This window comes from Streptomyces sp. NPDC002324 (assembly GCF_053593335.1).
The window spans coordinates 79,485-94,110 of the sequence record NZ_JBSFCF010000028.1 but is presented as its reverse complement, the minus strand read 5'-3'; the positions used below and the strand labels follow the sequence as shown (position 1 = coordinate 94,110).

Sequence of the window (14,626 nt, the reverse complement as noted above, 5' to 3'; positions counted from 1 at the left end):
GGCATGCCACACGTCACCGCACGTGACGGAGCGCGGATCTTCTACAAGGACTGGGGCACGGGCCGGCCGGTCGTGCTCAGCCACGGCTGGCCGCTGAACTCCGACAGCTGGGAGGCGCAGCAGCTGTTCCTCGCCTCGAACGGCTTCCGCGCCATCGCCCACGATCGCCGGGGGCACGGCCGCTCGTCCCAGACCTGGCACGGCAACGAGATGAACACCTACGCCGACGACCTCGCCACCCTGATCGACACCCTCGACCTGCGCGACGCGACACTCGTCGGCTTCTCCACGGGCGGCGGCGAGGTCGCCCGCTACATCGGCCGGCACGGCACCGGCCGCATCGCGCAACTCGTGCTGGTCTCCGCCGTACCGCCGTTCATGCTCAAGACCGACGACAACCCCGGCGGCCTTCCGATCGAGGTGTTCGACGCGATCCGCGCCGGTTCGCTCGCCGACCGCTCACAGCTGTACCACGACCTGGCCGACGGGCCGTTCTTCGGCCACAACCGACCCGGCTCGGACGTCTCCCAGGGCATCCGGGACGCGTTCTGGCTCCAGAGCATGCAGGCCGGACACCGGGGCGCCTACGAATGCGTCGCGGCGTTCTCGGCCACCGACTTCCGCGCCGACCTCGACGCCTTCGACGTGCCCACGCTGGTCGTCCACGGCGACGACGACCAGGTCGTCCCCTTCGAGGTGGGCGGGAAGGCGTCGGCGGCCCGGATCAAGAACGCCACGCTGAAGGTCTACCCGGGCGCGCCGCACGGCATCACGGACACGCACAAGGAACAGCTCGGCGTCGACCTGCTGGACTTCCTCAACTCCTGACCCGGAAGGACCCCACACATGATCTCCGAAGGTCAGCCCCGCCGCCGCGTCCTCGGCGGTCTGCTCGCCGCGGGTGCGGTCACGCTCGCCGGCGCTCCCGCCTCGGCCGCCGCCCCCTCCGGCAGCGGCAGGAGACCGACCATCGTGCTCGTGCACGGCGTGTTCGCCGACTCCTCCGGCTGGAACGACGTCATCGCCCGGCTGCTCAAGGCCGGCTTCCCGGTCATCGCCCCCGCGAACCCGCTGCGCGACCTCGCGGGCGACTCCGCCTACGTCTCCAGCGTCATCGGCAGCATCCCCGGCCCGGTCATTCTGGTCGGCCACTCCTACGGCGGCGAGGTCATCACCAACGCCGGGCGCGGTCACTCCCACGTCAAGGCCCTGGTGTACGTCGGGGCCTTCGCGCCGGACAAGGGCGAGAGCGCCCTGCAACTGGCCGGCATGTTCCCGGGCAGCAAACTGCCGGAAGCCCTGCTGACCCGGCCGTTCCCGCTGCCCGACGGCACCACCGGCCACGACGGCTACATCGACCCGGCGAAGTTCCACGAGGTGTTCGCCGGGGACCTGCCGACCTCCGTGACACGGCTCATGGCGGCCACCCAGCGCCCGGGAAACGTGGACGGACTGACCTCCGCCAGCGGCGCGCCGGCCTGGAAGAGCCTGCCGTCCTGGTACGTGATCCCCACCGCCGACAACGTCATCCCGGCCGCGGCCCAGCGCTTCATGGCCGAGCGTGCCCGGAGCACCACGGTCGAGGTCAAGGGGGCCTCGCACGTGGTGATGATGTCTCACCCCGACCTCGTCGTCCGCCAGATCCTCGCCGCCCACCGGGCCACCCGCTGACACCGCTGACACTAGGGAAGGAACACCGATGACCGCACCGGACACCATCGTCCTGATCCATGGCTTCTGGGTCACGCCCCGCAGCTGGGAACACTGGATCGACCGCTACGAGAAGCAGGGTTACCGGGTGATCGCGCCCGCCTACCCCGGCTTCGAGGCGGAGGTCGAGTCCCTGAACGCCGACCCGTCCCCGATCGAGGCGATCACCGCCCCGCAGATCGTCGAGAGCCTGGCGAACGTGATCCGTGGCCTCGACAAGCCGCCCGTCCTCATCGGTCATTCAGCGGGCGGGGCGTTCACCCAGGTTCTGCTCGATCACGGCTTCGGCGCGGCCGGAGTGGCCATCAACTCCGCGCCCACGGAAGGCGTGCGGGTGGCCCCGCTCAGCCAGCTGAAGTCGACCTTCCCCGTGCTCAAGAACCCCGCCAACCATCACAAGGCGGTCGGCCTCACCCACGAGCAGTGGCACTACGCCTTCACCAACACCTTCTCCGAGGAGGAGTCCCGGGCGCTCTACGAGCGTTACGCGATCCCCGCCTCGGGCCGCATCCTGTGGAACAGCGTGCTGGCCAACCTCCAGCCCGGCCACCAGGACATCTGGGTGAACTACCACAACGACGACCGTGCGCCGCTGCTGTTCCTCTCGGGCGAACTGGACCACCTCATGCCGCCCAAAATCCAGCAGTCCAACGCCAAGCACTACAAGTCGAACACCGTCACCGAGGTCAAGGTGTATCCGGGACAGCCCCACCTGATGCCGGCCTCGCCCGGCTGGGAGGAGATCGCGGACCACGCGCTGTCGTGGGCCCTGTCCCACGCCCGATAACCGCCAGGACGCCCGGGGCGGGTCACACGCCCCGCCCCGGGCCGGCGGAAGACTCGGATCAACGGCTGCCGGGTCAGCGGCTGCGGGTCGAGCGGTTGCGGATCAGCGCAGCCCGGCGAAGAGGTCGTTCTCGGGTGTGGCCGCGCCGGTGGTGTCCTGGACACGTACGAAGGTCTCCAGGCCCATCAGCTCGCCGAACCTCTCCTTGCCCATCCTGAGGAAGAAGATGTTCTCGCCCTGGCTGGCGTGCGCGGCCAACGCGTCGAACTTCTGGCCGCTGAACGCGGTGGTGTCCACCCACGTCGTGATCTCGTCGTCGGGCAGGCCGATCTTGGCCAGCGCGGCGGTCTCGGCGGGATCCGGCTCCGGCATGTCCTCGTTGAACTCGCGCATGATCTCGCCGAACCGCTGCATCATCGAGCGGGGCATCGTGGTCCAGTACACCTTGGGCGTCAGCGTGGTCATCTCCAGCGCCGCCATCGTGATGCGATGGGCCTGGATGTGGTCGGGGTGACCGTAGAAGCCGTTCTCGTCGTAGGTGACGACCACATCGGGCCGGTAGTGCCGCATCAGCTCCGCGAGGCGGGCCGCGCCCTCCTGTACGGGGGTCTGCCAGAAGGCGCCGGGGGCGTCGTTGCTCGGCCAGCCCATCATTCCGGAGTCGGCATAGTCCAGCATCTCCAGATCGCTGATCTTCAGGACGTCGCAGCTCTCCCGCAGTTCGTGGCGGCGCATCGAGGCGACGGCCGAGGGATCGTGCCCGGGATCGCCCGGCTTGACGCCCCCCGGTCCGTCACCGCAACCGCCGTCGGTACACGTCACCAGAACCGTGCGGATGCCTTCGGCCGCGTACCGCGCGAGAACCCCTCCCGTTCCGGTGGCCTCGTCGTCGGGGTGGGCGTGCACAGCCATGAGCGTCAGCGGCCGGTCAGCCATGAAGAAGTCCTCCTGCACAATCCGTCAGAGATCCGTCTTGGTCTGCTTGCGTAACCGCGCCGACCCGACCGGCTGTTCCCGGCGCGGTCGCTTGTTCATCAGTCGAGGTCGGACATGACGGGTACGAAGCGGTGGCGGACGTGGTTGCGCTCCAGTCGTCGAGAGCCCTGTTCACCTGGAACGGCAGCAGTTCGATGTCGACGGCGGACGGGCGGCCGCCACTGTCTCCTGGCCTCCCCGGCCGCCACGCGCACAGCCGACTCGGGTACCGAGCGACCGTCCAACCCCCGCTGACGCGCACAGCGGACGCCGCACTCGCTCCTACGACTTTGCCGTGGCCGAGACGGGCCGGGGCACCGCGGCGAACACCGACAGCGCGAACCATCCCGGCACCGCCCGGCGCAGTGGCTCCGGGCCCTCCACCTTGACCGCGCCCACCCGCAGAGCCTCCGACCAGCTGACGTCGCCGCGCCACACCTCGATCATGCGGCGCAGGCCGGCGGTCACCGTGACCGTCACCGCGTGACCGGGGTCCACGTCGCAGACGTCGGTGTCCTCCGGCGTGATCACCAGCCACCAGTCCCGGGCGCTCACGGGTACGTCCGGGAAGCGGAACCGGACCACCGTCCGCCCGTCCGGAACGGCGTCATGGACGACGTTCCGGTGCAGGTCCCACAGCAGCAGCTTCGGGTCGAGATCCTCGTCCCCGATCCGTCCGATCCAGCGCGTGCCCCAGACGCCGAGCGCCTCGATCACCGGACGCAGCTCAAGCCCCGCCCGAGTCAGGACGTACTGCACGTCCCTGCCCTCGGTCCGCTTCTCCACGACACCGGCGCGCACCAACTGGTGCAGCCGCTTGGACAGCAGCGTGGGGGACATCCGGGGCACACCGCGGCGCAACTCGTTGAATCGCCGGCTGCCGAGCACGAGCTCACGCACGACGAGCAGCGTCCAGCGCTCGTCGAGCAGCTCCATGGCCTTGGCGACCGGACAGAACTGGCGATACGGGGACCCCATGCCGCGCAGCGTATGTCCGCACGCCCGGACGAACCAGGCCGGTGTCGGCCTGATGGTGCCGAATGCCGACGCTCCGGTACAGATCTGGTACTAGGAGACGGCGCGCCCCGTTCCTAGGCTCTGTTCCGTCATGTTCCGTCGCGTTGTGTGGCGGGCGACGCGTTCGCCGTCCCGTCACCGTCGTCCTGGATCCGCGTACGTGCGCAGAAGGAGAGCTGTCGTGAGCGAAGTTCCCGACCCGGTCGAGGCCGACCGTGCCCTGAAGGCCAAGCACCGGGCGATGTGGGCGCAGGGTGACTACCCCGCCGTGGCCGCCGAGATCATTCCCGACCTGGGCCCGATCCTGGTCGAGGCGTGCGGCCTGCGAGGCGGGGGCGGCGCCGGGGCTCCCGGCGCCGAGGGCCGGGGCACACGGGTGCTGGACGTGGCGGCCGGCTCGGGCAACGCCGCGATCCCCGCGGCGCTGACCGGCGCGAGTGTGGTGGCGAGCGATCTGACTCCGGAGCTGTTCGAGGCCGGACGGCGGCTCGCGGCGGAACGGGGCGTCGACGTGGAGTGGCGCCAGGCCGACGCTGAGGCGCTGCCGTTCGAGGACGACGAGTTCGACACGGTGCTGTCCTGCGTCGGGGTCATGTTCGCCCCGCACCACCAGGCCGCCGCCGACGAACTGGTACGCGTCTGTCGTCCCGGAGGCACGATCGGCCTGCTCAGCTGGACACCCGAGGGTTTCCTCGGCCAGATGCTCGCCACCATGAAGCCCTACATGCCACCGCCCCCGCCGGGCGCGCAGCCCCCGCCCCTGTGGGGGGACGAGGCGCATGTCCGCGCCCTGCTCGGGGACCGGGTCACGGATGTCGAGGCACGCAGGCAGACGGTGCTGGTCGACCGCTTCAAGAGCCCCGAGGAGTTCCGCGACTACTTCAAGGCGCGCTACGGGCCGACCATCGCCGCCTACCGGGCCGTCGCCGACGACCCCGACCGCACGGCCGCGCTGGACCGCGACCTCGCCGAACTCGCCAGGCGGCACGACAAGGGGTCGGGCAGCACGGCGATGGAGTGGGAGTACCTGCTGTTCACCGCTCGAACCGCGTGACCGCGTGATGCATGGTCCATGAGGGACGCCGCGGCCGGCCGTGGGCCGTCGCGGCGTCCCTCATGGGCTGCCGGTGACCCCTACCGGCCCGGCACCTCCAGGCCCGCTTCCGGCACCGGGTCGGGATTGAAGGAGTGGTGGTAACTCTCCGGCGGCGCCAGGTAGGTGACGGGCAGCCCGCCGGTGTCGACGACGATCTGGTCCACCGCGATCGCGGGGTCGACCATGAAGAGCCGCAGGAGATGCTCTCCGGGTTCGGTGACGGTCACCGTGGTGGTCAGTTTCTCGATGCCGTCCTCGACGTTGCGGGCCCAGGCGTCGCCGCGGTTGCCGGTGGCGACGGCCTGCCCCGACAGCACTGTGACCGGCTGGTCGTCGAGGGCGAGGGCGACACGGCGACGGCCGCGCTCGTCGAGGGAGGGCAGCCGGAAGAGGGTGACCCGGAAGTCCCCGGTGCCGGCGAAGCGGACCCGGTAGCGCAGCTCCGGCGCCCGGGTGGTGATGTCCTCGGTGATCGGGGCTGCCGTCGAGGGCGCCGCCTCCATGGCGGCCGTACGGCGGCCGAGTCCGCGTACCGTCCGCCAGCGGGCCCCGCCGCGCGCCACCCGGTGGTCGAAGTGCGCGGCGTCGATCGAGACGTACCCATGGGCCTCGACGAAGCCGCGCGCCCGCTTGCGCGCCCGTCTCCCGTCGTTGACCACCCGCAGGGGTACGGCGAGGCTGTTCCCGGCACCGGTGAAGGTCACCTCGGCGTCGTACGCGCCTTCGGGTGCTCGCTCCCAGTCGATCTCCACCGACACCCGGGTCTGCTCGGTCATCGTGCCGCCGGAGGTGCTCAGCCGCACCCAGGGGTGGCTCGCCGCGGCGGCCCAGTCCAGCGGGAGGAAGCCGGTGTTGAACACGTCGACGAAGCGTCGGTCACGGCTGTACGAGGAGAAGGACAGCGGCCGCCCGGTACCGGTCTCGTTGCCCTCGGCCGCCACACCCAGACCCGAGGTCTCCTTCCGGGCGACCCTGGTGACGGTCGGGCGGCCCGGCGCCTTGGGAATCTCCGAGGGGTACGGGTTGACGATCCCGTTCCACTTTCCGCCGGCCACCTCGGTGTTGTAACGCCTGGTGATGGCCACTTCCTCGGCGTGGGCGGCGTCGGACAGGTCCGCGAAGCGGTTCGTCCCGGCCCCGCGCCCCTGGCGGACCGCGAGAGCGTTGCGTTCCGCCCAGTAGAACTTCAGGTTCATCAAATAAGCGCCGTGGACCGGGTATTCGACCAGTTCGTAGAAGGCGTCGCGGTAGGCCGCCGGCAGCTCGGCGCCGAGCGCCCGGACCCGCCCGAGGAGGCGGTCGTAGGCGGACATCCGGCGGCCCGCCTCGTCGCCGTTGTGGACCACGGAGAGCAGGCCGCGGGCGACGAACTCCGGGCGCAGCTCCGCCGCGAGCCGGTAGTACTCGGTGCGGATCGCCGCGATCTCCGCTCCGTGGCGCTGCCCGAACTGCCGCCCGGCCCATTCGACGAGGAAGCCCTCCACGTCGTCGGCGTCCCAACGGTCCACGTCCCAGGCCATGTCCATGGAGAAGGACAGTCCGGTCTCGATCGACTTGATGTCTCCCACGTTGAAGATCCACATACGGTCGGCGCCGTGCTCGTGGACCCGTCTCAACTCCTGCCAGACCTTGGCCAGTTGCGTGGTGTCCAGCCACAGATAGCTCTTGGGCCGGCCCCAGTAGGAGAGGTGGTAGTAGATGCCGTTGCCGCCCGAGCGTCGTCGCTCCGCCGCGTCGGGCAGCTGGCGCATGTTGCCGTGGTTGTCGTCCGGCCAGATCAGTGTGACGTCGTCGGGCACCTGGACGCCCGCGTTGTACAGCTCCAGGACCTCCTTGTACGGGATGAAGATCTGTGGCTGGGCCGCGGCGCCCACCTCTTCGGCCAGGAGGCGGCGCTGGTCCGTGATGATGTCGTTCATCACCACGACCTTCTCCGCGAGGGTGGTGGCGTGCTTGGTCTCCAGCGCGCTGTCGTGCAGACCGCGCATGCCCAGGGTCCAGCTGCTCTCGTAGCCGGCGTTCTGCCGCGCCCTCGCCCGCCAGTAGTCGGAGATGACGGCGGGGTTCACCGTGTAGTCGTACACCGGCGCGCTGCCGTCGGCGGCCGGGTGCTCCTTGGCCCAGGGCTCCCACTCGTGGACGCCGTTGCGCAGCATGGCCTCGGGGTGGCTGGAACCGACGACGATGCCGTAGTGGTCGGCCAGTTCGGGATTCGCGCGATGTTTGTTGAAGAAGTCGGAGTACGGGTGCATGGCGGGCCACAGGTAGTTGGCCTTGAGGCGGAGCAGCAGTTCGAAGACGCGTCGGTAGGTCTCGGGGCCGATGTTCTTGTCCGGCTCCTGCGTCCGGTGGGACCACGTGGTGAGGTTCTGCTCGTCGTTGATGAAGATGCCCCGGTAGCGGACGGACGGTTCGTACCGCTTCGAGACACCCGACGGCACCGTCACGGTGTCGCGGCGTTCGACCGGTACGTCGGCCCACCAGTGCCAGGGCGAGACGCCGATGCGCTCCGAGGTGTCGTAGATGCCGTAGACGGTGCCGCGCCGGTCGCTTCCGGCGATCACCAGGGCGCGTTCCACTCCGGGCAGCGGGCGGTCCACGACCTGGGTCACGGAGGCCTCCCAACGGCCCTTCACCCGGGAGACGTCCAGCCGCCGCTCCGCGATGAGCCGGTCGATGGCAGGGCTCGCGCCGATGGTGCCCACCAGGACGAGGTGCGAGGCCTGCTCCGGCAGGGCGCGCAGCAGCCCTGGACGCACCCCGCCGACCCGTTCCACGTCCGCCTGGAGGTCTCCGGCCGCACGGGCCACGGCGGGATCGTCGGCCGGATCGACGAACAGGTCGACGGCCACGCCGCCCCGCAGCAACGGGAAGTCGCCATCACCGTCCGACGAGGCCGCCCGGGCCGGCGAGGGCAGCACTCCGGGAAGCAGCGGAGCCACTCCGACGGCCGCCATTCCCCGGAGGAACGACTTACGGGTCCACGCGGGCGCGGGCGACGGGCTCTGTGGTTCGTCGTGCGGCACGGGGCGCTGCCTTTCCGCGCCGGGCCCGCACCGAGGCCGGGTCCGGGCCGTCGGGCAGGGCTGACGCATGACTCGCTGACGGGAGGCGGGGGAGCGGTGCATTCGGCGCGGGGCGCAGAGCGTGGGGGCGTGGGGGCGTGGGCCGGCCGGGTCATGGGTTGGCATGACCCGGCCAGAAAGCGCTTACTGCACACCCTAGGTCAGGGCCGCGAGGGCGTCCAGACGCCGGGAAACGTCATCAGCTGAGCCGCCCCGCACCCGGCACCCGGCATTCCGCACCCCGCATACGACTTCCGCGGACATCCGTCACCTCGGGACCGCCTCCCTGCACACCTGCTTGACGGCCGAGAAGGTCAGGTTCTTGTGACGCGGCTTTCCTCTCCTGTCTAGACGTCCCGGTCGTGTTCGACCGCACCCATCTGCCTCTGGCGGATGATCATCTGCATCTGCCAGGGAGCACCACGACAGAACGCGGCCCGCAGAGTCGTCCTGATCCCGTGGTGCCCGGGCCGCCCGGCACCACGGGCCGGCCGTCAGTCGTTCGCCGCCGCCTTCTTGATCGCCTCGCGGATCCGGGAGTACGTCCCGCAGCGGCAGACGTTTTCGATGCGGTCGATGTCGGCGTCGGTCGGCTGGCGCGTCTTCTGCAGCAGGGCCACCGCGGCCATGATCTGGCCCGGCTGGCAGAACCCGCACTGCGCGACATCGCGGTCCAGCCAGGCCTGCTGCACGGGATGCAGCTTGTCGCCGTCGGCCAGACCTTCGATCGTGGTGACCTCACGGTCCGCGCAGTCCGCGACCGGAACGACACAGGGCTGGATCTCACCACCGTCGAGATGGCTCGTGCAGGCCCGGCAGACACCGGTGCCGCAGCCGTACTTGGGACCGGTGACGTTCAGCATGTCCCGCAGGACCCAGAGCAGCGGCATGTCGGCCGGCGCGTCGACAGTGACCGGCTTCCCGTTGAGGAGGAAGGAGTAGGAGGGCATCGGCACCTTCTCGGAGATGGGTTCAGAAGTCGAGCGGGAAGCGGCGGGGCTTGGTGCCGGTCGCACGGGCGTAGGCGTTCGCCACGGCGCCCGCCGCCGCGGGAACGCCCAGCTCACCCGCCCCGCCCGGCTCCCGGCGAGAGGGCATGATGTGCGCCTCGAAGCGCAGCGGGGCGTGACGTTGGCGGGCGTACCGGAAGTCGGCGTAACTGCTCTCGCGGACGGCGCCCCGGTCGATGTGCAGGCCGGCCTGCAGGACGGTGGAGATGCCGTCGATCGCGGTTCCCATGAGCTGGGCTTCGAGTCCGCGGGGGTTGACGGCCGTTCCGACGTCGGCCGCCATCACCGTCCTGGTCACCCGGGGGTGCTTCGGATCGGTGACGTCGATCTCGACCAGGCACGCCACGCACGAGCCGTACTCCTCGTGGACCGCGACCCCCTGCGCGCGGCCGGCAGGCATGCTCCGGCCCCATCGGCCGGCGTCGGCGACCTTGTCGAGCACGGCTTTCACCGCCTTGCTCCTCAGCGTGGTGCGCCGGAACGCGACCGGGTCCTTGCCCAGGCGCTTCGCGACCTCGTCCACGACGATCTCCTCGGCGGTCCGCATGGTCCCGGAGTCCACCGACCGCCAGGCGCCGAGAGGAAGCGCCAGGTCGACCGACCCCCAATCCCCGGTGACACGGCCGAAGTTGTACAGGCCGCTGTCACTGGGCACCGGACCGGCGGCGCGGGCGACGGCCTGGGTCACCCGGCCCTGGACGGGCCCCCGGGCGCTGCTGCCCTGAGCGGAAAGTTCCTGCCCCTCGTACGCCTCGCTCACCGAGGCCACCGCGTGGGTGAACGCCACCACCCGGCCGCGTGCGTGGCTGGCACGGATCCGGTGATGGCTCGCCGGGCGCATCCTGCCGTGCCGGATGTCGTCGGCGCGGCTCCACATCAGTTTGACCGGCAGACGTGCCGCCTTCGAGATGAGGGCGGCCTCGATCGCGGCGTCGTGGTTCAGCCGCCGGCCGAACGAGCCGCCGCCTCGCACGACGTGAACCTTCACCTTCGACCCGGGCAACCCGACCGCCGTGGCGATGGTGTCCCGCGCGTCCATCGGCGACTGCGAGGAGAACCAGATCCCGGCACGGTCCGCGCGGACGTCGGCTATCGCGGTCAGCACCTCCATGGGGGCATGGCCGACGAAGGCGAACTCGAACTCGGCCTCGGTCTGCGCCGAACCGCGCGGAGGGGTGCCGAGCCGGGGGACGGCGGCCCGCAGCCGTGAGCGGATCGCGGAGTCGGAGAGCGCCACGAGCGGGCCCGGGGCCCAGGTGATCCGCAGGGCGTCCCTCGCCTGGAACGCGTGATGGAAGGACTCCGCCACCACGGCGACCCCACCGGCTACCTTCACGACCGCGTGTACGCCGGGCATGGCCCGTGCGGCCTGTGAGTCGACCGAGACCGCCTTCCCGCCGAGCGTCGGCGGCCGTGCCACCACGGTCGGCTTCGCCCCGGCCACGGTCAGGTCACCGGTGTAACCGGCCTTGCCGGTGACGATGTCCCGGGCGTCGATCCGGGTCGTCGCCTTCCCGATCACCTTGTGCCGGGAGGCAGGCTTGGGTTTGGCCGACACGGCCGGCCGGGTGATCCGGGCGGCGCTCGCGGTCAGTGACCCGAAGGTGGCCGAACGCCCGTCCGGTGCGACCACCTTGGTGTGCCGGGTCTTCAGGCTCCGCGCGGGCAGGTGCCAGCGCCTGGCCGCCGCGGTCACCAGCTTGGCGCGCGCCAGGGCGGCCAGTTCGCGGGCCGGACCGTACAGCGAACTCACCGAACTCGAACCGCCGGTGAACTGGTTGCCCTTGGAGCGGGCGCCGGCGAGCGGGATGTCCACGTCCACGAGCCGCGCGTCCAGTTCCTCGGCGATCATCATGGCGACCGCGGTCGTGACCCCTTGGCCGACCTCGACGCGCGGCAGCCGGACGACGACCCTGTTGGCCTTGGTGACTTCCAGGACCAGCATCTCCTCGTCGGCGCCGGTGACCAGGACGTCGGACGGCCGACGCGTGACGTCCGCGGAGGGCTCGACGCCTTGCGCCGTCGTGGCATCACAACCGAGTGGCGCGGCCACGGTCAGGGTGGACGCCGCCAGCGAATAGACGACGAACTTCCGGCGGGACAACTGACGAGCCAACGGACGCCCCTCTCCAAGTAACCCCGTGCTTCCACTGTTTGAGGGGCCAGCGCCCTATGGGGTTGCCTGGGGGAGCGGAGTTGTCGAAGGCATGCCGAGCCGAGTTGGTGACGGTCACTCCCGACCTCGGGGCGGCGGCAGGGAAACGTCTGGGGCGGACCTATGCCGGCCGGGCGTGGTCGCGTGTCAAGGCAGGCACCATCGGCGGCAGGCAAGCGGGAGCGGCGGCTCTGTCGGCGGCGACCACATCTACGCACACGGAACCGACTCCGACTCGGCCGGCGTAGCCCCGCTGGTGTTGTGTGCGCCCGGCTCCGGGAACGTCGGCGCCCCCAGCCGGCCATTGGCCTGCGCTGTGCGGCGGAGCGACACGACAGCACACGAGAGCCGCTCACCCCCACCCGAGGGCATCACCCCACTCAGGGTGATTCGGTGGCGGACCGCTTCCCGCCTTTGCTCCTACTGGTGGCGGAAGCGGTGCCGCTCCGAGTCGGTTCGCTGCCCGGGCGCCTTCGCCGTGTGATCTTCTTCGTGTCCGTCGTCGCATGCGACGACGGATCCGATGCATCTGATGTGTCCGACCTGTCCGTCGGGTCGGCTGCCGTCCGCGATCGTGCCGCGGCGGTCGGTGCGGTCGGTGCGGTCGGCCACTTGAACTCGATTTCCAGCTCGACCTCGCCGTCGCCGATCTCGACCTCCACCTCGCTGCGCAGGTCGTCGGGGATCCGCAGGCTCAGCGTCCCGGGGCCGAATTCCAGTTCGGCTTCCCCGCCCTCCCGCAACGCGGCTGCGAGGGCCGCGAGCTGGTCAGCTGCTTCAAGCCGGGAGAGAGAGCGCTTCTGCTCGAACTTGAGGTCCTTCACGTTGTCTCCGTTCCGACGGAAGGGCAGACAGTGTCCATTCTGGTGCCAGGTGCGAGATCGGGCATCCTCAGGCCTGCGGCAGGGGCCGTCGCTGATGCCCGCCTCGTGCGCGCAAGCCGGATGGCTTCTACGGTTGAGGAGAACTCACTCCCGAGTTCGCGGACCCGGTTCCTTCCGCCGCGTAGGTTTCTCGGGCCCGAGACTCACCAGGAGGGCATGCGATATGACGACCGCGTCTGACACCCCTGTCCTGGACACCCTCGCCGCCATGACGGTCGACTCGCTCGAGCGCTGCCGGCTGGCCCCGGACATGCTCATCCTCACCCGCATCGCGGCACTCGCCGCCTCGGACGCCCCGCCCATCTCCTACGTGGCCCACATCGACCCCGCCCTCAGGGCCGGCATGACCGCCGACCAACTGCAGGACGTCCTGGTCGCCATCGCTCCCATCGTGGGCACCGCCCGGGTCATGACGGCAGCGGGCAACATCGCCACGGCGCTCGGCATCGCCATCGCGGTTGCCGATACCGAGATCGGGCCTCAGGGCTGAGAGAGACGTCCCTGGAGGCGGTGGTCCGGGCGGAATGACCCGGGTGCCTGTCGGCACCCGGGCAACGGAGGCCGGCGGTTGGGCGCGGGTCCCAGCACCGCGGGTCGACCCGGCCGATCCCGTGGAACGTTCCACGTCCCAGACCGACCACCACGCACGTACAGGCTCACCGGCGCGCCGGACCACTGCTCCCGCGAGGCACCAGATGCGGGGTCGACGCCATGACCACCGCCCGGTCGCGTCGCTTCTCGATCCGCTCCAGGAGCAGCCGGGCCGCGGTCTCGCCCATCATGGCGCCGGCTTGATCGACGCTGGTCAGGCTCACCGGCGCCAGCGCGGCGACCGACGTGTTGTTGTAGCCGGCGAGTGACAGGTCCTCGGGGATGCGCAGGCCCAGCTCGGCGGCGGCCCGGAAGACGCCGGTCGCGGCGACGTCCGCGCCCGCGAAGATCGCGGTGGGCGGGCGCGTGGAGGTGAGCAGTTCCCTCGCGCCCCGGTAGCCGCCCTCGTCCGAGTACCCGGAGTGCTCGATCCGGGCCAGGTCCGCCAGCCCGTGCCGGGCCATCGCCGCACGGTAGGCGGCCCGTACGTGGTGCTCGGGCCGCTGCTCCCACTGGGTGCCGCGCACGGTCGGATGCGACAGATGGGCTATGTCCCGGTGTCCGAGACCGACGAGGTGGTCGATGACCAGGTCCACGCCCACCCCGTCCTGGTTGACCACGGAGTCGTACGTGGGGGAGGGGTCGTGATGGCCGATCACGACCGTCGGCACCTCGGCCGCGAGGCGCTCCACCTCCGTGCGCCGGACGGCGGGCGCGATCAGGATCAGGCCGTCCATCTGACGGTCCGCCATGGCGTGGATGAGCCGGGTCTGGTCCTCCATCTCGGACGAGCCGCTGGAGCCCAGGAACAGGGCGTACTCGGTGTCCCGCAGGGCCGCGTTCACGCCGTCCAGCAGATCGGCGTAGAAGGCGTTGCGCATGCTCGCCAGAAGCACGCCCAGCGTGTAGGTGCGGCCCCGCATACCGCGTGCCGCCGCGTGCGGGCGGTAGCCCAGTTCGGCTATGGCCGTCCGCACCCGGTCGTGCATCGCCGGGCTCACCCCGTAGGCCTTGTTGAGCACCTTCGACACCGCCGAGGTGGACACCCCGGCACTGCGCGCGACATCGGCGATCGTGACTCTCTTCGAGCCGCCCGCTGATTGCACTGGTGGTCCCCACCTCCGTTGTTCGAACCCGCGTCATGCATCGCTACGCCCCTCGGCACCGTCGTCTCGTGGCCGCGGCGCCTCGTCGCCTCGGGAACGTTACTCGCGGGGACCTTGACGATTCGGGCCTCCTCCCCGCAATCTTTGGGCGTTCCCGTGTGGCACGTTTTACGAATGTGCCACATGAACCGTCGCATGAGCCACATGAGACCCTTTATTGAATCGATTCA

12 protein-coding genes are annotated in these 14,626 nt (G+C 70.5%); 5 read left to right on the top strand and 7 right to left on the bottom strand.

Annotated features, from left to right (window positions below; all coding sequences use genetic code 11):
• Positions 1 to 3: 3 nt before the first annotated feature.
• The 3 genes from ACWCRJ_RS30400 to ACWCRJ_RS30390 are packed head-to-tail and all read left to right on the top strand — an operon-like array spanning position 4 to position 2,497.
• The gene (locus ACWCRJ_RS30400; protein WP_450942303.1) at positions 4 to 828 is read left to right on the top strand and encodes an alpha/beta fold hydrolase; all 825 of its coding nucleotides are present in this window, start codon (positions 4 to 6) and stop codon (positions 826 to 828) included.
• An 18-nt stretch (positions 829 to 846) separates the two neighbouring features.
• Positions 847 to 1,671 carry an alpha/beta fold hydrolase gene (locus tag ACWCRJ_RS30395; protein WP_450942302.1) on the top strand — a complete coding sequence of 275 codons (825 nt, stop codon included), beginning with the start codon at positions 847 to 849 and terminating at the stop codon, positions 1,669 to 1,671.
• A gap of 28 nt (positions 1,672 to 1,699) precedes the next feature.
• Positions 1,700 to 2,497, top strand: coding sequence for an alpha/beta hydrolase (locus ACWCRJ_RS30390; RefSeq protein WP_450942301.1), 798 nt, complete (start codon positions 1,700 to 1,702; stop codon positions 2,495 to 2,497).
• A gap of 102 nt (positions 2,498 to 2,599) precedes the next feature.
• On the opposite strand, the gene ACWCRJ_RS30385 is transcribed toward ACWCRJ_RS30390, so the two are convergent.
• Entirely contained in the window at positions 2,600 to 3,433 is an 834-nt protein-coding gene (locus ACWCRJ_RS30385; protein WP_450942300.1) for a PIG-L family deacetylase, read from the bottom strand.
• Between the two features lie 321 nt (positions 3,434 to 3,754).
• Positions 3,755 to 4,450: a winged helix-turn-helix transcriptional regulator gene (locus tag ACWCRJ_RS30380; RefSeq protein ID WP_450942299.1), complete on the bottom strand. Its 696-nt coding sequence runs from the start codon at positions 4,448 to 4,450 to the stop codon at positions 3,755 to 3,757.
• 220 nt (positions 4,451 to 4,670) lie between these two features.
• Here ACWCRJ_RS30380 and ACWCRJ_RS30375 point away from each other — a divergent pair, with 220 nt between their 5' ends.
• On the top strand, positions 4,671 to 5,543 hold the full coding sequence (locus ACWCRJ_RS30375; protein ID WP_450942298.1) for a class I SAM-dependent methyltransferase: 873 nt from the start codon (positions 4,671 to 4,673) through the stop codon (positions 5,541 to 5,543).
• A gap of 80 nt (positions 5,544 to 5,623) precedes the next feature.
• Here the strand turns inward: ACWCRJ_RS30375 and ACWCRJ_RS30370 are convergent, their stop codons facing one another.
• From ACWCRJ_RS30370 to ACWCRJ_RS30355, 4 genes are all read right to left on the bottom strand, one after another.
• Positions 5,624 to 8,542, bottom strand: coding sequence for a glycosyl hydrolase 115 family protein (locus ACWCRJ_RS30370; protein ID WP_450942297.1), 2,919 nt, complete (start codon positions 8,540 to 8,542; stop codon positions 5,624 to 5,626).
• A gap of 602 nt (positions 8,543 to 9,144) precedes the next feature.
• Positions 9,145 to 9,600 (bottom strand): (2Fe-2S)-binding protein, encoded by a 456-nt coding sequence (locus ACWCRJ_RS30365; protein ID WP_450942296.1) that lies wholly within the window; start codon positions 9,598 to 9,600, stop codon positions 9,145 to 9,147.
• Positions 9,601 to 9,622: 22 nt separating this feature from the next.
• On the bottom strand, positions 9,623 to 11,776 hold the full coding sequence (locus tag ACWCRJ_RS30360; RefSeq protein WP_450942295.1) for a molybdopterin cofactor-binding domain-containing protein: 2,154 nt from the start codon (positions 11,774 to 11,776) through the stop codon (positions 9,623 to 9,625).
• Positions 11,777 to 12,195: 419 nt separating this feature from the next.
• Positions 12,196 to 12,639, bottom strand: a complete 444-nt coding sequence (locus ACWCRJ_RS30355) for an amphi-Trp domain-containing protein (protein WP_450942294.1) — start codon at positions 12,637 to 12,639, stop codon at positions 12,196 to 12,198.
• Positions 12,640 to 12,862: 223 nt separating this feature from the next.
• Between ACWCRJ_RS30355 and ACWCRJ_RS30350 the strand changes: the two genes are divergently transcribed.
• A complete protein-coding gene (locus tag ACWCRJ_RS30350; RefSeq protein WP_450942293.1) occupies positions 12,863 to 13,189 on the top strand; it encodes a carboxymuconolactone decarboxylase family protein in 327 nt (108 codons plus the stop codon).
• A 166-nt stretch (positions 13,190 to 13,355) separates the two neighbouring features.
• On the opposite strand, the gene ACWCRJ_RS30345 is transcribed toward ACWCRJ_RS30350, so the two are convergent.
• On the bottom strand, positions 13,356 to 14,396 hold the full coding sequence (locus ACWCRJ_RS30345; RefSeq protein ID WP_450942292.1) for a LacI family DNA-binding transcriptional regulator: 1,041 nt from the start codon (positions 14,394 to 14,396) through the stop codon (positions 13,356 to 13,358).
• Positions 14,397 to 14,626: the final 230 nt, after the last annotated feature.